The following is an 18664-nucleotide window of genomic DNA, read 5'->3' as shown; positions in this document are numbered from 1 at the left end:
ATTGTCAGAAGAAGCGTTTGGCCAGCCAGCCCAGCATCCAGACCACCAGCGTGGTCCAGAAGATCGCGTAGCCATCGGGGGCGATGACCATGCCGCCGCGCCAGGCCAGCCACCATGCGCCGCTCAGCGTAAAATAGGTGTAGAGGGCTGCAATCCCGCCGAAGTCGTAAGCAGCGCGCTCATGCTCGTCGAGCAGCATGTGCCAGCGGATGGAAAGCACCGTGGCCAGCAGCATCCCGGCGATCAGGATGATGGCGACGGACTGGGGGATGGGCGAACCCGACGTGACGATGAGCTCCGGGGACGCACCGCTCTCTTCCTGCACCGCGACCAGCGCGATACCCAGCAGCACGCCGACGATAATCGATACATAGAGCATCAGGCGGTTCGATCGCATCCGCGGGCTGGCGGGCAGTGCAGCGACCGGGAAGGTGCGCTTCAGCACCCACGCGACACCGGCCAGCAGCACGAAGGCGATACCGAGCGCGATCATGTCCGTCAGGCTGATGGAGGAATCCTGCGTCATCCCCGCCACGAAGCCCGCCGTGAAGGCAATGACGACCAGGCCGAGCAAGCACGCCCCGATAAAGCCAATTACGTGGAGCACTTCGCGCTGCGGACTGTCGCCCGTCTGCTGCTGTGCGGGCGGAATGTCATTCTCAATCTTTGTCATCGTCAGGAAATCCGCGGAAATAGTGCATCGATCGAAGGGGCGTGGGCGGACAGGTCGGGCATGCCGGGCGCGTCCGAAATTCGGGCGCCTGCCTCGCCGACCAGATAGCCACCCTGATAGGCGAGCCATCCGGCTGCGATGGTCAGGAGCGTCCAGCCAAGGGCGCGCAAGAGCTTGCCGACAAGGTTGGAATGTGCGGCAGCGTGCTCAGTCTTGCTGGTCATTGAAAATCTCCTCGATAGGCATTTCGAAAAGGCGGGAAATGCGAAAGGCGAGTGGCAGGGACGGGTCGTGCTTGCCGGTCTCGATCGCGTTGACGGCCTGGCGCGAGACGTCGAGGTGCTGGGCCAGGATGGCCTGGCTCCAGTCACGTTCCGCACGCAGGACCTTGAGGCGGTTATTCATCGTCCTATCCGCCGATCAGGAACCCGAAGGCGAAGAAGGCTATGGCCACCCACATCAGATCATGGTCGGCATCGGTCTGCGGCTTGAAGATCCGCGTCGCGAGCGAGCGCAGCTTTGAGTCGAGATCGATTTTCCGGGTCTGGTTGGTCATGTTGTCGCGTCCTTATGTAAGGTATGCCTGACTATATGTCGTGATTCGCTGACCATGTCAACACAACCTGACAAAAAGGTGGGATTACCTTCCAATCCGGACGGGAATGCCGCGCGGCATTGACGCTCTCCCGCGCCTGCGCCAAGGCACGCTCGCAATGGAAAGACAGCCGGCAAACAGCTTCCAGGACATGATCCTCGCCCTCCACGATTTCTGGAGCGCGCATGGATGCCTGATCCTGCAACCCTATGACATGCGGATGGGGGCGGGCACGTTCCACACCGCCACCACCCTGCGCACGCTCGGCCCGGAGCCGTGGAATGCCGCCTTCGTGCAGCCGAGCCGCCGCCCGACGGACGGTCGCTATGGCGAGAACCCCAACCGGCTGCAGCACTACTACCAGTATCAGGTGGTGATGAAGCCAAGCCCGCCGGACCTGCAGGATTTGTACCTGCAAAGCCTCGGTGCCATCGGCATCGACCCGCTGAAGCACGATATCCGCTTCGTGGAGGACGATTGGGAATCGCCCACGCTGGGCGCTTGGGGCCTGGGCTGGGAAGTCTGGTGCGACGGTATGGAGGTGACCCAGTTCACCTATTTCCAGCAAATGGGCGGCTTCGACTGCAAGCCGGTCGCGGGCGAGCTGACCTACGGCCTCGAACGCCTCGCCATGTACATCCAGGGCGTCGACAATGTGTACGACCTCAACTTCGACGGCCGCGGCGTCTCCTATGGCGACGTCTTCCTCGAAAACGAGAAGCAGATGTCGAAGTGGAACTTCGAGGTCGCGAATACTGATGCGCTGTTCGACCTGTTCGACAAGGCGGAGGCCGAATGCCGCAACGCGCTCGACCATAATGTCCCCATTGCCGCGTACGAGCAGGCGGTGGAGGCGAGCCACATCTTCAACCTGCTGCAGGCACGCGGTGTGATCAGCGTGCAGGAACGTGCCAGCTACATGGGCCGCGTCCGCGACCTCGCACGCGGCAGCTGCGAGGCGCATATGGAAAAAGGGGCCGCAGGCTGGGCCGAGAAATATCCGGAGTGGTCGAAATGACGCCTTTTGCACCACATCCGCTCGTGCTGAGCCTGTCGAAGCACGCTCGCGCCAACATCCTTCGACAAGCTCAGGATGAGCGGGGGTCGGATAATGTCTGACTTCCTCCTCGAACTCCGCTCCGAAGAAATCCCGGCCCGTATGCAGGCCGGCGCGCGCGCAGAGCTGGAAAAGCTGTTCCGCCGCGAATTGGACGCCGCCGGGGTAAAGCCGGGCGAGCTGACCGTCTGGTCCACGCCCCGCCGCCTCGCCCTCATCGCCCGCGACCTGCCGGACGCCACCGATGCGGTGAGCGAAGAAGCCAAGGGCCCGCCGGTTGGCGCGCCCGACCAGGCCGTGGACGGCTTCTGCCGCAAGAACGGCGTCTCGCGCGACCAGCTGGAAGTGCGCGACGTGAAGGGCCGGGAGACCTATTTCGCCGTCATCGACACGCCCGGCCGCGCCATGGCCGATGTTCTGGCGGAAGCGATCCCCGCGATCATCCGCGATTTCAGCTGGCCCAAATCCATGCGCTGGGGCGCGGCCTCAATCAGCACCGAAAGCCTGCGCTGGGTGCGCCCGCTCTCCGGCATCGTCGCCCTGCTGGGCGACGACGTGGTCGAATGCGAAGTGCATGGCATCGAGAGCGGCCGGGAAACTGCGGGCCATCGCTTCCATGGCATCACGAAGTCCGATCCCAAGTCGCGCAATTTCGGGCTGCCGGTCGAGTTTTTCAAAGACAAGAACCCGACTGTTTTGAACAGCAACGGCATGATCGAAATCGGTAATCCCGACGACTATCAGCGCAAGCTCTTTGATGCTCATGTGATTGTCGACCAAAGGCTTCGCGAGGAAGAAATTAGGATTGGCGCAATGGCCGCCGCGAAGGGTGCAGGCCTCAAGCTCGTCGAGGACGAAGGTCTCGTCATCGAGAACGCCGGCCTGACCGAATGGCCGATCCCGCTGCTCGGCCGGTTCGAGGAGGATTTCCTCGAAGTCCCGCCCGAGACAATCCAGCTCACCGCCCGCGTGAACCAGAAGTATTTCGTGTGTGAGGACGCCTCAGGCCAGCTCGCCAACGCCTTCATCTGCACCGCCAATATCGAGGCTGAAGACGGCGGCGCTGCCATCGTCGACGGCAACCGCAAAGTCCTCGCGGCCCGCCTGTCCGATGCGCGCTTCTTCTGGGACGTCGACCGCAAGAAGACGCTGGCCGAACACGCCAAGGGTCTGGAGCGCATCACCTTCCACGAGAAACTGGGCACGGTTGCGGACAAGGTGGACCGTGTAGCGAAGCTGGCTGCATGGCTCGTATCCGATGCCCGCGCGCCCAACGGCGATCACAATCTCGCACGGCAAGCAGCGGAACTCTGCAAGGCCGATCTGGTGACGGAAATGGTTGGGGAATTCCCCGAACTTCAGGGCCTCATGGGTGGCTATTACGCGCGCGCCGAAGGCTTGCCGGCCGAAGTGGCCGATGCAATCCGCGACCACTACAAGCCGGTCGGGCAGAACGACGAAGTTCCAACTGCTCCGCTGACAGTGGCCGTGAGCCTCGCGGACAAGCTGGATAATCTGTTCAGCTTCTTCAACATTGGCATTCTTCCCACTGGCTCGAAAGATCCGTTCGCACTGCGCCGCGCGGCGCTGGGTTACTTGCGACTGGAACAGGCAAACGACTTGAAGCTCGACCTGACGCAAGCAGCGCAGGCGTGGGGTGGATTAAGCTTTGCACCCTTGGGCCAGAAGGTCGCTGAGTTCCTCGCCGAGCGGCTTGCCGTACAATTGCGCGGCGAAGACCTGCGTCACGACTACATTGCTGCCTCGCAGGATTGGAAGGGCGAGCCCGATGCGCGCATGGACCGTGTCGAGGCACGCGCCCGGGCGCTTTCGACCTTTCTCGCTTCGGACGACGGCACCAACCTCCTCGCCGGCTACAAGCGCGCGGCCAATATCCTGAAGAAGGAAGACTGGCAGGCCTCCGACGACCTGGAGCCGCATACGGGTGAGGAAGACCCGCTCGCGCTGGTTGACGATCCGGACATGCAGGGCATTGTCGGCGGGGCTTCGGCGCCGCCCTATACGCCCGAGCCATCCGAAAAGGCGCTGATCGATGCGCTGGACACGGCGCAGCCGCAGGCACGCGATGCCGTGGCGGCGGAGGATTTCGCAGGCGCAATGGCCGCGCTCGCATCGCTGCGCGCGCCGATCGATGCGTTCTTCGAAAATGTTACGGTCAATGCTGATGACGAAAAGAAGCGTTCATACCGCCTCGGTCTGCTTGCGCGTTTTCGTGGTGCAGTGCACAACGTCGCCGACTTCTCCCGCATCGAGGGGTGAGTAGCCGGGTCGCGGGGCAAACCTCCGGCATCCGGCGCCAAATCGTTTCCGAGGGACATGATGACACAGACGGTCTATAAATTCGGCGGCAATGCGGACCATTCGGATCCGCGGCAGAAGGACAAGACCGTCGCCGGCGGCAAGGGCGCGAATCTGGCGGAAATGGCCAGCATCGGCCTGCCGGTGCCCCCGGGCTTTACCATCACGACCGAGGAATGCGTGAGCTACCTGCGCGGCGGGGCGGATTTCTCCGACGTGCTGCGCAGCGCGGTCTCCGATGCCCTCGAGCATGTGGAAGAAACCGTGGGCAAGTCTTTCGGAAATAACGCCGATCCCCTGCTCGTGTCGGTCCGCTCCGGCGCGCGGGTGTCCATGCCCGGCATGATGGATACGGTGCTGAACCTGGGCCTCAATGACGATACGGTGCAGGGCCTTGCGGCAACCTCCGGCGATGAGCGTTTCGCCTGGGACAGCTACCGCCGCTTCATCCAGATGTATTCCGATGTGGTGCTGGGCCTGGACCACGGCCTGTTCGAGGAAGCGCTGGATATTGCCAAGGACGCGAATTTTTACGCCTCCGACACCGATCTCTCGGCCGAGGAGCTGCGCGACCTCGTCACCGAATACAAGGCAATCGTGGAGCAGGAGCGCGGCGCGCCTTTCCCGCAGGATGTGAACGAGCAGCTGTGGGGCGCCATCCGCGCCGTTTTCGACAGCTGGGACAGCGAGCGCGCCAAGGTCTATCGCCGCCTCAACGACATCCCGGCCGACTGGGGCACGGCGGTGAACGTGCAGGCCATGGTCTTCGGCAATATGGGGGACAGCAGCGCCACCGGCGTCGCCTTCACCCGCGATCCCAGCACTGGCGAGCGCGCCTATTACGGCGAATGGCTGGTCAACGCGCAGGGCGAGGACGTGGTCGCCGGCATTCGCACGCCGCAATACCTCACCCGCACCGCACGCGAGGCGGCGGGCGCGGACAAGCCGAGCATGGAAGAAGCCATGCCCGAGGCTTACGGAGAGCTCGCCCGCGTGTTCGACCTGCTGGAGCGGCATTACCGCGACATGCAGGACATCGAGTTCACCGTGCAGCAGGGCAAGCTGTGGATGCTGCAGACCCGTAGCGGCAAGCGCACGGCCAAGGCGGCGCTGAAGATGGCTGTCGACATGGTCGGCGAAGGCCTGATCGACGAGAAGACCGCCATCCTGCGCGTCGATCCCATGGCGCTGGACCAGCTGCTTCACCCCACGCTCGATCCCGATGCCCCGCGCGACGTGCTGGGCGTGGGCCTGCCCGCCAGCCCGGGCGCGGCCAGCGGCGCGATTGTTCTGGACGCCGATACGGCGGAAGCCCGCGCGGAGAAGGGCGATGCCGTCATCCTGGTGCGCGTCGAAACCAGCCCGGAAGACATTCACGGCATGCACGCCGCCAAGGGCATATTAACTGCGCGTGGCGGCATGACGTCACACGCCGCCGTGGTGGCACGCGGCATGGGCCGCCCCTGCGTCTCCGGCGCGGCGGGCGTCTCCATCGACATGGGCGCGCGCACCGTCCGCATCGGCGGGCGCGACCTGGCCGAGGGCGAGGTCATCACGCTCGACGGCTCCACCGGCGAAATCATGCTGGGCGAAGTCGCCCGGATAGAGCCGGAGCTGGCCGGAGATTTCGGCGTGCTGATGGAATGGGCAGACGGCCACCGCCGCATGGGCGTGCGCACGAATGCCGAGACCCCGCAGGATTGTCGCATGGCGCGCCAGTTCGGTGCGGAGGGCATTGGCCTCTGCCGCACGGAGCACATGTTCTTCGATGCCGGCCGCATCAGCGCCGTGCGCCAGATGATCCTGGCGGAGAAGGAAGAGGGCCGCCGCGAGGCGCTGGCCAAGCTGCTTCCCGAACAGCGCAAGGATTTCCGCGAGATTTTCGAGGTTATGGCCGGCCTGCCGTGCACCATCCGCCTGCTCGACCCGCCGCTCCATGAATTCCTGCCGCATGGCGATGCAGAGTTTGCCGAATTGGCCGAGACGACGGGGCTGGATATCGACCGGCTGAAGCGCCGCGCCAACGAATTGCACGAATTCAACCCGATGCTCGGCCATCGTGGCTGCCGCCTCGGCATCACCTATCCCGAAATCTACGAAATGCAGGCCCGCGCGATCTTCGAGGCAGCCTGCGAGGTCGCCGCCGAAAGCGGCGAGCCCGTGGTGCCCGAAGTGATGATCCCGCTGGTCGGCACCCGCAAGGAACTCGCCATCCTGCGCGAACTGGTCGAGCGTGTGGCGGAAGAGGTGTTTTCCGAGCGCGATGCCCGGGTGGATTACCTTGTCGGCACGATGATCGAACTTCCGCGCGCAGCCCTGATGGCCGGCGAAATTGCGCATGAAGCGACGTTCTTCTCCTTTGGAACCAATGACTTGACGCAGACGACTCTGGGCGTTTCGAGGGACGATGCCTCGCGCTTCCTGGGGCCCTATGTGGAGAAGGGCATCTTCGCCCGCGATCCCTTCGTCAGCATCGACGTCGATGGTGTGGGCCAGCTGGTCCGGATGGGTGTGGAGCGCGGGCGCGAGACGCGCGCCGACATAAAGCTGGGCATCTGCGGCGAGCATGGCGGCGACCCCGCCAGCATCCGCTTCTGCGAGGAAACCGGTCTCGATTACGTCAGCGCCAGCCCCTACCGCGTGCCAATCGCCAGGCTGGCCGCAGCGCAGGCGAGCCTTTCGGCGGAATAAGTCAGGCTTTCCAGCCGGTCAGCACCAGTATCTCGAAAGTCTCGGTGACCTTGCCGTCATCGTCGCGGCGCTTGTCGAACTCCGCCTCCGCCTTGGCCCAGCCTGAGCGCCTGAGCGGCGGGGCAGGGGCCGTCAGCGCGCGGGTCAGCCCTTGGTCGCGCAGGTCTTCAACAAGGCGGCTGAGCGAGGAATAGCGCACACGGACCGGGAAGGTGTCCACCACCTGCCGCGCGAAGCCGCCGCGCTCCAGCAGTCCGGTCGCAGCGCGATTGTCCACCAGCGGATGCATGCGCGGGGCGGGGCGCTCGCCATCGGCGATCATGGCCAGGTCCCGCAGCACCGGCAGGCTGCCCGCGCCGGGGAAAGCCGCCATGAACAGGCCGCCGGGTTTTAGCGCGCGGTGGGCATGCAGCAGTGCGCCGGGCAGGTCGTTGACGTGTCCCAGGCCCAGCAGGTGGACGATCAGGTCGAAGGCGTCCTGTGCGCCGGGCTGCTCCTCATCGAACTCGCCCAGTTCGCCAAGCATGCTCTGCTGCACGGCCAGCCCCTCGCGCAGGGTGCCGTCATGGTCCCCAACGACGAGCGCGGTCTCAGGCTCGAACTGCATGAAGTCGAGCCGCTCCAGCACGTCACGCGCCATCGCCTCGAGCAAATAATGCGCGGCATCCTCGCTGGCCAGGCGGCTGCGCGAGCGGGCCCATTTTGCGGCAGCCCGCTGGCGGTCGAAGATCTTCGGAGGCGTCTGGTCCATCGCCGCCCACTGCCGTGCTTGTCCTGCCTGCGCAAGCCATGCAGGGTGGCGCGATGAAATTGGGCGCGCGCATTGCAGAGGCTACGGCCCCGGTCGTGGACCTGGTCTATCCGCCGCGCTGCCCGCTGTGCGGTGACGGGATTGCTGACCAGCGCGGGCTCTGCGTGCCCTGCTGGGGCGGGCTGGTGATCCCTGCGGAACCTAGCTGCAAGGCGTGCCAGCGGCCCTTGCCTAGCGATCTCGAGGATGGCCTGACCTGCGCCGCCTGCCTGCAGTCGCCGCCGCGGCATGACGGGATCGCGGCGGGTACGATTTACAACGACGCCGCGCGGCAGATCGTCCTGTCCTACAAGCATGGCCGCCGCATCGCGCTCGCCCCGATGCTGGCGCGACTGATTGCGGCGCGCCTGCCGCAGCTTGATGGAGAGTGGCTGGCCGTTCCCGTGCCGCTGCATCGCTGGCGCCTGTGGAAGCGCGGCTTCAACCAGTCGGCCCTGATTGCGCGGGAGCTGGCGAAGATTGCCCCTGTCACACCGCTGCTCGATGGCTTGCAGCGCACGCGGCAGACCCCCTCGCTTGGCGGCCTAGGCCGAACCCAGCGCCGCAAGACGCTGGCCGGGGCCATACGGGTAACGCCGCGCCGCCGTGACGCGGTGAAGGGCGCGCAGGTGTTGCTTGTGGACGACGTCATGACGAGCGGCGCGACCAGCGATGCCTGCGTGAAGGCGCTGAAGAAAGCGGGCGCGGCGAAGGTGGTGATCGGGTGCTTCAGCCGGGTGCTGGACGAGGCGCTCTGACAATTCCGGAAGCCCGAAAGCAAAACGCCCGGGCACACGGCCCGGGCGTTAGCGTGACGATTTTATTGGGCCGGCGCGCGGCGCCATCTGCATCGTCCCCCTACAGCCGATGCAAGGGCCCAAACCCTCATGTTCCGTCCGGGTTTTCCCCGGTCCGAGACCCCCTGAACCCTGGCATCGCTGCCCGGGTGGGTGACAGCCCGTCAAAGCCATCGAGGGCTTTCTTCCACCGAGCGGGAGTTGTTGGAAGAGGCGATAACACCACGGGTGGATTTTGGGCGGCGCATGTGGTTATCGTGCAACAAGATGTTGCGCTCCCGGCACAAGGGCAGCCACGCAGGAGAAGTTTCGGGACATGGACGGGCAAGATCGGGAAAGCGGCACAGCCTTCCTTCCCAAATTCGACGCGAACGGGTTGCTGACCGCGGTGGTGCAGCATCACCGGACGGGCGAGATCCTGATGCTCGCGCATATGAATGCCGAGGCGCTGGCGATGACCCGCGAGACCGGCCGCGCGCATTTCTATTCGCGCAGCCGGCAGTCGCAATGGATGAAGGGCGAAAGCTCCGGCAATGTGCTGGAGGTGCGCGAGATCCTCGTCGATTGCGACCAGGATGCGCTGATCCTGAAAGCTGAGCCTGCCGGCCCTGCCTGTCACACCGGCGCGCGCAGCTGCTTCTATCGCCGGCTCACCGATGACGGGCTGGAGCCGGTCACCGGCGGTTGAGCCCGGTCATTCGGTCGGCAGGAAGTCCGGCACGCTGAGATAGCGTTCGCCCGTATCGTAATTGAAGCCCATCACACGGCTGCCAGCGGGCAGGTCCGGCAGTTTCTGCGCGATAGCGGCCAGCGTCGCACCGCTGGAAATCCCGACGAGCAGGCCTTCCTCGCGCGCGCAGCGGCGGGCCATCTCGCGCGCATCTTCCGCATCGACCTTGATTGCACCATCGATGCTTTGCGTGTGGAGGTTGCCGGGAATGAAGCCCGCGCCGATACCCTGGATGGGGTGCGGGCCGGGCTGGCCGCCATTGATGACGGGTGAGGCTTCGGGTTCCACGCCCCAGGCCTGCATGTCCGGCCAATGCCGCTTCAGTTCCTCTGCACAGCCGGTCAGGTGCCCGCCAGTGCCCACGCCCGTGATCATCGCGTCGATGGGCGCGTCGCGGAAGTCCTCCAGGATTTCCTGCGCCGTGGTGCGGACGTGGATCTTGTAATTCGATTCGTTGTCGAACTGGCTCGGCATCCAGGCATTGTCGCCCTGTTCCACCAGCTCCTGCGCCCGCTCGATCGCGCCCTTCATGCCCTTGGCCTTGTCGGTCAGGTCGAAGCTGGCGCCATAGGCCAGCATCAGGCGGCGGCGCTCCAGGCTCATGCTTTCCGGCATGACCAGCACCAGTCTGTAGCCCTTCACCGCCGCAACCATGGCGAGGCCGATGCCGGTATTGCCACTGGTGGGCTCGATAATCGTGCCGCCGGGCTTCAGCGCGCCGGACTTCTCGGCATCCTCCACCATGGCGAGTGCGATGCGATCCTTGATCGACCCGCCGGGATTGGCCCGCTCGCTCTTCACCCATACCTCGTGGTCGGGGAACATCTTGGACAGGCGGATGTGCGGCGTGTTGCCGATGGTGGAAAGGACGTTGTCGGCTCTCATGGGAGCGTCTCCTGCAATTTTCTGTCGGGTGTTTCTTCAACCAATTCATCAGGCGGGTCAAAGGTCCGCGTGGTGCGAAGGACGGGGAAGATGCGGCTCCACAGCGCAACCGTGGCGATGGCGCCGATCCCGCCCGATACGACGGCGATGACCGGGCCGAACAGGAAAGCGAGCGATCCGGAAAAGAAATCGCCAAATTCGTTGGAGGCGCTGATGGTCAGCATGGATACGCTGGTGACGCGGCCGCGCTTCTCGTCCGGGGTGTGCAGCTGGATCAGCGACTGGCGGATATACACGCTGAACATGTCCGCCGCGCCCACGATGACCAGCATGGCCAGGCTGAGCGGCATGGAGCGCGAGAGGCCGAAGATCACCGTCGCCAGCCCGAAAACCGCCACCGCGCCCAGCATCTTGGGCCCGACATTGGTCTTCAGCGGACGGAAGGAGAAAAACAACGCTGTCAGCGCAGCACCCACGGCAGGTGCGGCGGCCAGCTGGCTGAGGCCTGTCGCGCCGACCTCCAGTATGTCACGCGCATAGACCGGGAAAAGGGCGGTTGCTCCGGCCAGGAACACGGCAAACAGGTCCAGCGTGATGGAGCCCAGCACCATCTTGTTGCGCCAGACGTAGCGCAGGCCATCCACCACCTGCGCAATCGGCTTTTCCGTCAGGTTGCGCGGTGGCTGCGGCACCTTCCCGATCAGGCTGACGCCCAGCAGGGATAGCAGGAACAGCCCCGCCGCGGCGACATAGGGCAGGTGCGGCTGCACATCGTACAGGATGCCGCCAATGGCCGGGCCCACGATCATGCCGGTCTGCCACGCGATGGAAGACAGCGCGATGGCGCTGGGCAGTACGGGCTTGGGTACGAGATTGGGCGCGAGAGAGGACAGGGCCGGGCCGTTGAAGGCACGCGCAATACCCAGCACAACCGCTATCGCGAACAGCGCATGCAGCGTGATCAGCCCCTGATAGGTCAGAACCGCCAGTGCGACGGCGCACAGGCCCTGCAGGCCGATGGTCAGGCGTGAGAGGTTGCGCCGGTCGAACCGGTCCGCCGCGAGCCCCGAAAACGGGGTCAGGATGAAAAGCGGGACGAATTGCAACAGGCCGATCAAGGCGAGCTGGCCCGAAGCCTCCGCCATGCCCATCCCGCCGTCACGCGCAAGGTTGTAAGTCTGCCAGCCGATGATCAGCAGCATGGCGTATTGCGCCAGCGTCATGGCCAGGCGCGCGGCCCAGTAGGCGCGGAAATTGTGGATGCGGAAGGGGTGGGGCGCCTCGCTCACGAACGCGCCATGGCAGGCCGGGCGCGCCGCGCCAAGCCAAGCAATTCTTTAGTTATGGATTTCGTGCGGGCTAAGGCCGCTCAGCGCGGTTTGCGCAGCCGCGGGTTCGGCTGCATTTCGCCGATCATGGCCATGAAATCGTCCAGCCGGATAATGCGTTCGAACTGCATTCCGTGGCGGCTGTCGCTGGTCCACATGCAATAGGCCTCGATCCGGCCCACCACCGGCAGGCGCACGATCACGCGGTCGCCGCGGGCAAGGTCCTCGCCGCCATCGACCAGGAAGCCGTGTGCAGAGATGTTGGAAATATGCAGGTCGATGTCACCGCGATCGCGGTGTTCGCCGATAACCGGGTAATCGACAGGGTGACGCGCAGCGCGACGCTTGTCAGTTACGGATAATTGCGCACCGGATGCGACCATAGCTCACGACCCTCCCGTTATTGCGGCGTGGAGGGACGTTATGCGGGCAAAAGATGGCGAAAGCGTAAACCCGCCCGCTTAGGCCTCAGCTGCCGCGCAGGATTGCGTGCTTTTTCTTGCCTAGGCTGAGGCGCGCATCCGTGCCGGCAGGCAGCTCCACCAGATGGCCGGGATCTGTAATGGCCGCATCGTCCAGCCGCACGGCGCCTTCCGCGATCTTGCGCTTCGCTTCCTTGTTGGAAGCGGTGAAGCCCAGTTCCGTCAACGCCGCGCCAATGCGGATGCCCTCCGCCGGAACCGCGAGCGTGGGCAGGTCCCCGCCCATGCCGCCACCGGAGAAAGTCTCCGATGCGGTCTTTTCCGCAGCGGCAGCGGCTTCTGCGCCGCGCACCAGCGTGGTGACCTCGTTCGCCAGCGTGACCTTGGCGTCATTGATGGCGCTGCCTTCCAGCGCCTCCAGCCGGGCAATCTCGTCCAGCGGCAGGTCCGTGAACAGGCGCATGAAGCGGCCCACGTCGCGGTCGTCCACATTGCGCCAATATTGCCAGAAATCGTAATCCGGCAGCTGCTCCTCGTTCAGCCAGACGGCGCCCGCGGCCGTCTTGCCCATCTTCGCGCCATCGGCGGTGGTGAGAAGCTCAGTCGTCAGGCCAAACAGCTCGTGTCCGTCCTTGCGGCGGCCAAGCTCCATGCCGTTGACGATATTGCCCCACTGGTCGCTGCCGCCCATCTGCAGGCGGCAATCCTCACGACGCGCCAGCTCCAGGAAGTCGTAAGCCTGCAGGATCATGTAATTGAATTCGAGGAACGTCAGCGGCTGTTCCCGGTCCAGCCTGCGCTTGACCGATTCGAAGGTCAGCATGCGGTTGACGGTGAAATGCGGGCCCACATCGCGCAGCAACTCGATGTAGCCGAGGCCGGACAGCCATTCGTCATTGTTCACCATGATGGCATCGGTCGGCCCATCACCGAAGGTCAGGATGCGCTCGAACACCTTGCGGATGCCTGCGATATTCGCGTCGATATCGGCATCGGTCAGCATCTTGCGGCTTTCGTCCTTGCCGCTGGGATCGCCGATCTTGGTCGTCCCGCCGCCCATCACCACGATGGGCTTGTGCCCCGTCTGCTGCAGGCGGCGCAGCATCATGATCTGCACCAGGCTGCCGATGTGGAGCGAAGGCGCGGTCGCATCGAAGCCGATATAGCCCGGTACCACCTGTTTCGCGGCCAGCGCGTCCAGCGCGCCGGCATCGGTCACCTGGTGGATGTAGCCACGCTCGTCGAGCAGGCGGAGGAGGTCGGACTTGTAATCGGTCATCGTGCTCTCTTGCATGGAAGCGCGGCGGTTAGCATGGGGGAAGGGCAATGCAAACGCACGAACTCGCCCATCATCCAGCGCACGCGCCCTCGGCCCTTACAGCCGTGTCGGCAAGCATGCGGTGGCACGAGCATTGGCTGACCCTGCGCTTCCGCCTTTCCGATGCCGCTCAGGTGAAGGTTCCGCCCTTCGCGCCCCGCCGCCACGCGGACGGGTTGTGGCAGCGAACCTGCTTCGAGATGTTCGTGCGCCATGGAGAGGGCGAGGAGTATACCGAATTCAACTTCTCGCCGTCGGGACAATGGGCGGTTTACGACTTTTCCGCACCCCGCGAGGGGATGCGGCAGCGCGTACGCTCCCGTGCGCCTGCCTGCACGTGGCGCGCCGGAGGCAAGGCCGCCTTCTTCGATGCGGCGCTGCCAGTTGCCGCGCTGCCGGACGGAGCTTCGGATATTGGCCTGAGCGCCGTCATGGTGGAGGAGGGCAGCATCAAATCCTTCTGGGCGCTGTGCCACCATGGCGACAGCCCCGATTTCCATGATCCGGCTTGCTTCACCGCGCGCCTTCCGGCACGCGAAGCGCCATGAAATTCGGTATCGATCGCCTGCTGGTAGACCCAGCGTTGCGCGCTCCGCTGGAGGGCAAGCGTGTCGCGCTTGTCGCCCATCCTGCCTCCGTCACGGCGGACCTCACCCATTCGCTGGACGCGCTGATCGCGGCGGGCGTCAACATCACCGCCGCCTTCGGTCCGCAGCACGGGCTAAAGGGGGACAAGCAGGACAATATGGAGGAAACGCCGGACGAGTCGGATCCGCGTTACGGCATCCCCGTCTTCAGCCTGTATGGCGAGGTTCGCCGTCCGTCCGGCCAGATGATGTCGAGCGCGGACGTCTTCCTCTTCGACCTGCAGGACCTGGGCTGCCGCATCTACACCTTCGTCACCACGCTGCTCTACATGCTGGAAGCGGCTGCAGCGCACGGGAAGACCGTCTGGGTGCTCGACCGCCCCAACCCCGCGGGGCGCCCGGTCGAAGGCACGTTGCTTGAGCCGGGGCAGGAAAGCTTCGTCGGCGCCGGCCCCATGCCCATGCGGCACGGCTTGACGCTGGGCGAGATGGGCCACTGGTTCATCCGCCACTTCAAGCTGGACGTCGATTACCGCGTCATCGAAATGCATGACTGGCTGCCGGAAGCAGGCCCCGGTTTTGGCTGGCCGACCGATCGCATCTGGATCAATCCCTCACCCAACGCCGCCAGCGTGAACATGGCGCGCGCCTATGCCGGCACGGTGATGCTGGAAGGCGCGACGCTGAGCGAGGGTAGGGGCACGACCCGCCCGCTGGAGGTCCTGTTCGGCGCGCCGGACGTGGATGCGAATGCCGTCCATGCAGAGATGCAGCGCATCGCGCCCGAATGGCTGGCCGGTTGCGCTTTGCGCGAATGCTGGTTCCTGCCCACCTTCCACAAGCATGTGGGCGAACTGTGTCATGGCCTGATGATCCACGCGGAGGGCGCGTTCTACGACCACACAGCCTTCCGTCCGTGGCGCTTGCAGGCGCTCGCTTTCAAGGCGGTGCGCAACCTCTATCCGGATTATCCGCTGTGGCGGGACTTTCCGTACGAGTATGAGTTCGACCGGCTCGCCATCGACGTGATCAACGGCGGCCCTGCGCTGCGCGAATGGGTCGATGATCCCGCCAGCACGCCTGCCGACCTCGATGCCCGCACGGCGCCGGACGAAGCGGCCTGGCGCGAAGAAGTGTCGGACCTGCTGCTTTACTGATCCGCAGGCGCTTCGGCGGGTGCTTCGGCCTCCGGCAACAGCAGGCCCATCGCCCGCCGCGCCAGGATAATTAGCTCGTTATTGTCCAGGCTCTCGTCCGGATTGTTCCAGCTGGTCGATAGCGCATACCAGGCGCCGTCCTTCGTCTGCAGCAGCCACGTCTGGTTGAGGACGCCCGGCTCGGACCCGCCCTTGTACCCGATGTAGGCAAATCCCTCGGCGCTCTCCCCGGTGATGCCTGGATTGATTGCCATCACCTGCATGATCGTCGGGTCGTCCATGTCGCGAAGGTGCGCCATCAGCGCCGCGAGATCGGCGGGGCTGGCCAGCCATTCCAGTTCGATCAGTCGCGGGGCTCCGGCAAAGGTGGTGGCCACCTGCTCCATATCTACCGATTCGAGATCCAGCGCGGCAAGCATGGTGCGCCGCGTCGGAATGTCAGCGGCAAGGTAGGCCTCGCCCATGGAGGCAGGGCTCGCCTTCAGCACGAACATCTCGCGGGTCGTGATGAAGGGAAGGGTCGCTGCCGCATCGGCGTGACCGCTTGCGGCAACCTCCGCCTCGACCGCGTCCCGCCCGGCCAGCATCAGCAGCTGGTCGGTCGCCGTGTTGTCGCTGATGGAGATCATCAGGCTGGCCAGGGTCTGCACCGTCAGCGGAGCGCCTTGCGGCCAGTCCTGCAGCATGCCGCTCGGGAAACTGCGTTCGGTCAGCGGGACGATATCGCTCCATGACAGCTCTCCTTCCCGGACCTGCCGGCCTATCGCGCCCAGGATGTAGAGCTTGAAGGTCGAACCGATCGCGAAGAGCTGGTCGGGCTGGTGGCTGACCAAGACCTCGCCATCGTCAAGCCGGACCAGGAGCATGCCGGTCTCGCCAGGAAGGGTGGCAAGGTCTGCGACGATCTTGTCAGGGCTATCGGAGATCGGCTGGAAATCGCGCAGGTTCAGCCCTTCGACCAGGAAGGGGGCCTTCGGGTTGAGCGCGAACTCACCCATCGCCAGCGCGCCCTCGAACCGCACCGTTATGTTCGCGCTCACCGCGCCTGTCGGTTCGACTGACTGGAGGCCCTGGAAGGGACCGAACTGCGTCTCCAGCTGCGTGATCAGGCCGACAAGGCGTTCTTCGGGTACTGCCTGCAGGAAACGTTCGGAAAAGACTTCCTCGCTGGGCATCTCGCCCTTCAGCACCTCTGCGATATCCTCGCCGCGCTGTTGCAACAGCGCCTCCGCCTGTTCACCCACCTCGTCCTGTTGCGGACCGGCAGCGGCAGGCTGCGCAGTACCAAGCCCGAACACTGCCATGGCGGCAAACAACAAGCGGTTCAGCATTTCGACAGCTCCGGACCCATAAAGATGAACAAGTTAGTCTGAAGGCTAAAGCCTGGGGCCTGGTGATGCAATCCTAACGATGATCGTCACTGGCCTTGCAAGAATTTGGCTGTAAGTTGGATGGCAACGGACGATTGACGGGGGAATACGGACAGCAGGCGGCCCACGACCCGGGCCTCGCAAGTCGGAAACGGCAAGACTGCGTGACCTTCCTGATCATGTAACGCCGATGCCGCGCCTGGAAAGGCGCGATCCGCATCGGGCTGGGATAAGCGGCGGGCAGATTGTCCGCGAACGACGAAAGAAAACGATATGTTCAAGAAGATCACGACTGCCCTGGTTGCAGGCGCCATGTTCGCCGGGACGGCCATGCCTGTGCACGCGCAGCAGGCCGATATGTCCGAAGACGAAATCTACGGCCTGCTGATGGACTGCACGAGTGTGGAATTCCTGCTGATGAAGGCCAATGAAGGCAAGCCGGAAGCCGCCACGCACGAAGCCCGCAGCGGCACCTTCGTTCGCGCAGCCAAGGGCTTTGGTGGCAAGGACAACGACACCATGGTCAGCGATATGGGCAAGAGCACCGAGAAGATCATGGGCTATGCCCGGTCCGACGATGACACGCAGCTGGGTGAGTTGCTCGGCAAATGCGAGCGCATCTATCCGGTCGTCGAAGAGCATTTCGGCACGAAGTAATTTCCCGCAGCAAAGCGAAAGGTACCAAAAATGAAGACATTCAAGAAAGCGTTCGCCGCCATCGGTGCACTGTCGCTCGGCCTGGCCCCCGTGGCCGGTGCTGCGCAGGACACCGAGATGAAGCCGGAAGTGTACCAGCTCCTGCTGGACTGCGGCACGATGAACCTGCTCGCCTCCACCGGCACCGAAGATGCCGCGGAAGTTGAAGAGTATGAGGCCAAGGCTCTCGCATTCTGGCGCGTGGGCAAGGCCTATGGCTCGGCAGATCAGGATAAGCTGAAGACCGACACGGACGCCTCGATCGAGCGCGTTGGCGCGCTGGTCGGCTCGGCAGACGACAAGGCTCTTACCGACCTGATCTCGCGCTGCGTAGGGATGGAAGAGACGGTTACCAAGATCAACGGCGAGATGGGCTCCTGAGCGGGCCCCGGGGAGTAAGACGATGAAGACGATTATTCGTAACTGCGCGCTTGCCCTTGGCGGCATGGCGCTGGCCACCACCGCACTGCCTGTCGCAGCGCAGGATGGCGACAGCGAAATGAAGCCCGAAGTCTACCAGCTGCTGGTGGATTGCGGTGCAGCGCACGCCCTCGCATCTTCCGGAACGAAGGAAGAGGCCGAGGCTGCCGATTACGAAAAGAAGGCCGTGGCCTTCTGGCAGGTCGCCATGGTCTATGGCGATGCCGACAAGGACAAGATGAAGGATGATGGGGCAGCCTCCATCACCAAGATCAATGGCTGGGTCCAGGCCGATGACGACAGCCAGCTGGAAGGTCTGCTGACCAAATGTATCCAGATGGAAGACGTCGTCATGGACATCCACAGCGGCAAGTAATTGCAGGAAGGGCCGGGACGTTTCCCGGCCCTTTTTCCATCCGCCAACAGGGGAATCCCATGATCAAGACGACAGCGAAATTGACCGCAGCAGGTTGCGCCATGCTGCTGGCACTCCAGCCGGTGATTGCCGCCGCCGGTATCGGCGAACGCGATGATACATACCAAGTCCTGATGGACTGCGGATCGGTGGAGATTATCCTTGCGTCCGATGGCAGCGACCCGGCCGCCCAGCAGGAAGCGCATGACAAGGCGGTAATGTGGCTGATGGTAGCCTCGCGCTATGCCAATTTAAAGGACATGGAGGCGGTGAAGGCGGACAGCACGGCATCGGTCGCGAAAGTCACCGACATGATCGATGACGAGAAGGCGATCGTGGGCCTGCTGCAGACTTGTCAGGCGCTGGAGCCAACGGTCAAGGAAACCTACGAAGCCCTACCGAAGAGCTGAGCGT

General features: G+C 64.3%; 21 protein-coding genes. 11 read left to right on the top strand and 10 right to left on the bottom strand.

Annotated features, from left to right (window positions below):
- Positions 1–4: 4 nt before the first annotated feature.
- From A6F65_RS08520 to A6F65_RS12905, 4 genes are read right to left on the bottom strand one after another with little or no spacing between them, the layout of a single operon-like run.
- On the bottom strand, positions 5–673 hold the full coding sequence (locus tag A6F65_RS08520; RefSeq protein ID WP_067787785.1) for a hypothetical protein: 669 nt from the start codon (positions 671–673) through the stop codon (positions 5–7).
- A gap of 2 nt (positions 674–675) precedes the next feature.
- The gene (locus A6F65_RS08515) at positions 676–897 is read right to left on the bottom strand and encodes a hypothetical protein (protein ID WP_067787783.1); all 222 of its coding nucleotides are present in this window, start codon (positions 895–897) and stop codon (positions 676–678) included.
- A complete protein-coding gene (locus A6F65_RS08510) occupies positions 881–1078 on the bottom strand; it encodes a helix-turn-helix transcriptional regulator (protein WP_067787781.1) in 198 nt (65 codons plus the stop codon). Before A6F65_RS08510 ends, A6F65_RS08515 begins: the two co-directional genes overlap by 17 nt.
- Before the next feature lie 4 nt (positions 1079–1082).
- Positions 1083–1229: a hypothetical protein gene (locus A6F65_RS12905; protein ID WP_157093099.1), complete on the bottom strand. Its 147-nt coding sequence runs from the start codon at positions 1227–1229 to the stop codon at positions 1083–1085.
- 157 nt (positions 1230–1386) lie between these two features.
- Here A6F65_RS12905 and A6F65_RS08505 point away from each other — a divergent pair, with 157 nt between their 5' ends.
- The 3 genes from A6F65_RS08505 (at position 1387) to ppdK (ending at position 7335) form a co-directional block, all read left to right on the top strand.
- Positions 1387–2286 carry a glycine--tRNA ligase subunit alpha gene (locus tag A6F65_RS08505; RefSeq protein WP_067790350.1) on the top strand — a complete coding sequence of 300 codons (900 nt, stop codon included), beginning with the start codon at positions 1387–1389 and terminating at the stop codon, positions 2284–2286.
- 93 nt (positions 2287–2379) lie between these two features.
- On the top strand, positions 2380–4605 hold the full coding sequence (glyS, locus tag A6F65_RS08500; protein ID WP_067787779.1) for a glycine--tRNA ligase subunit beta: 2226 nt from the start codon (positions 2380–2382) through the stop codon (positions 4603–4605).
- A gap of 60 nt (positions 4606–4665) precedes the next feature.
- The gene (gene ppdK / locus A6F65_RS08495; protein WP_067790347.1) at positions 4666–7335 is read left to right on the top strand and encodes a pyruvate, phosphate dikinase; all 2670 of its coding nucleotides are present in this window, start codon (positions 4666–4668) and stop codon (positions 7333–7335) included.
- 1 nt (position 7336) lies between these two features.
- Here ppdK and A6F65_RS08490 read toward each other — a convergent pair whose 3' ends face one another.
- Positions 7337–8086 (bottom strand): methyltransferase domain-containing protein, encoded by a 750-nt coding sequence (locus A6F65_RS08490; RefSeq protein ID WP_067787777.1) that lies wholly within the window; start codon positions 8084–8086, stop codon positions 7337–7339.
- Between the two features lie 53 nt (positions 8087–8139).
- Here A6F65_RS08490 and A6F65_RS08485 point away from each other — a divergent pair, with 53 nt between their 5' ends.
- Together A6F65_RS08485 and hisI are read left to right on the top strand one after the other, a co-directional pair.
- Positions 8140–8883: a ComF family protein gene (locus A6F65_RS08485; protein WP_067790344.1), complete on the top strand. Its 744-nt coding sequence runs from the start codon at positions 8140–8142 to the stop codon at positions 8881–8883.
- Between the two features lie 355 nt (positions 8884–9238).
- Complete coding sequence (hisI, locus tag A6F65_RS08480) at positions 9239–9610, top strand: phosphoribosyl-AMP cyclohydrolase (RefSeq protein ID WP_067787775.1); 372 nt, start codon at positions 9239–9241, stop codon at positions 9608–9610.
- A 6-nt stretch (positions 9611–9616) separates the two neighbouring features.
- Here the strand turns inward: hisI and cysK are convergent, their stop codons facing one another.
- From cysK to tyrS, 4 genes are all read right to left on the bottom strand, one after another.
- Positions 9617–10537 (bottom strand): cysteine synthase A, encoded by a 921-nt coding sequence (cysK, locus tag A6F65_RS08475; RefSeq protein WP_067787773.1) that lies wholly within the window; start codon positions 10535–10537, stop codon positions 9617–9619.
- The gene (locus tag A6F65_RS08470; protein ID WP_067787771.1) at positions 10534–11826 is read right to left on the bottom strand and encodes an MFS transporter; all 1293 of its coding nucleotides are present in this window, start codon (positions 11824–11826) and stop codon (positions 10534–10536) included. The genes cysK and A6F65_RS08470 overlap by 4 nt, the downstream gene beginning before the upstream one ends.
- An 80-nt stretch (positions 11827–11906) precedes the next feature.
- Positions 11907–12248, bottom strand: coding sequence for a PilZ domain-containing protein (locus A6F65_RS08465; RefSeq protein ID WP_067787769.1), 342 nt, complete (start codon positions 12246–12248; stop codon positions 11907–11909).
- Positions 12249–12333: 85 nt separating this feature from the next.
- Positions 12334–13566, bottom strand: a complete 1233-nt coding sequence (tyrS, locus tag A6F65_RS08460) for a tyrosine--tRNA ligase (protein ID WP_067790340.1) — start codon at positions 13564–13566, stop codon at positions 12334–12336.
- Positions 13567–13613: 47 nt separating this feature from the next.
- Here tyrS and A6F65_RS08455 point away from each other — a divergent pair, with 47 nt between their 5' ends.
- Positions 13614–14153, top strand: coding sequence for a DOMON-like domain-containing protein (locus A6F65_RS08455; protein ID WP_067787765.1), 540 nt, complete (start codon positions 13614–13616; stop codon positions 14151–14153).
- The gene (locus A6F65_RS08450) at positions 14150–15349 is read left to right on the top strand and encodes an exo-beta-N-acetylmuramidase NamZ family protein (protein WP_067787763.1); all 1200 of its coding nucleotides are present in this window, start codon (positions 14150–14152) and stop codon (positions 15347–15349) included. Before A6F65_RS08455 ends, A6F65_RS08450 begins: the two co-directional genes overlap by 4 nt.
- Here the strand turns inward: A6F65_RS08450 and A6F65_RS08445 are convergent.
- Positions 15343–16680 carry a serine hydrolase gene (locus A6F65_RS08445; protein ID WP_067787756.1) on the bottom strand — a complete coding sequence of 446 codons (1338 nt, stop codon included), beginning with the start codon at positions 16678–16680 and terminating at the stop codon, positions 15343–15345. The two genes, A6F65_RS08450 and A6F65_RS08445, sit on opposite strands and share 7 nt — an antisense overlap.
- 312 nt (positions 16681–16992) lie before the next feature.
- Here A6F65_RS08445 and A6F65_RS08440 point away from each other — a divergent pair, with 312 nt between their 5' ends.
- From A6F65_RS08440 to A6F65_RS08425, 4 genes are read left to right on the top strand one after another with little or no spacing between them, the layout of a single operon-like run.
- Positions 16993–17376, top strand: coding sequence for a hypothetical protein (locus A6F65_RS08440; RefSeq protein WP_067787754.1), 384 nt, complete (start codon positions 16993–16995; stop codon positions 17374–17376).
- Between the two features lie 30 nt (positions 17377–17406).
- Positions 17407–17796, top strand: a complete 390-nt coding sequence (locus A6F65_RS08435) for a hypothetical protein (protein WP_067787752.1) — start codon at positions 17407–17409, stop codon at positions 17794–17796.
- Between the two features lie 22 nt (positions 17797–17818).
- On the top strand, positions 17819–18211 hold the full coding sequence (locus tag A6F65_RS08430) for a hypothetical protein (protein ID WP_157093098.1): 393 nt from the start codon (positions 17819–17821) through the stop codon (positions 18209–18211).
- A 59-nt stretch (positions 18212–18270) separates the two neighbouring features.
- A complete protein-coding gene (locus tag A6F65_RS08425; RefSeq protein ID WP_067787744.1) occupies positions 18271–18660 on the top strand; it encodes a hypothetical protein in 390 nt (129 codons plus the stop codon).
- Positions 18661–18664 lie beyond the last annotated feature (4 nt).

This window comes from Paraurantiacibacter namhicola, from assembly GCF_001687545.1.
GTDB classification, from domain to species: domain Bacteria; phylum Pseudomonadota; class Alphaproteobacteria; order Sphingomonadales; family Sphingomonadaceae; genus Paraurantiacibacter; species Paraurantiacibacter namhicola.
The sequence above is the reverse complement of the archived record's forward strand: the minus strand, read 5'-3'. Positions and strand labels throughout refer to the sequence as shown.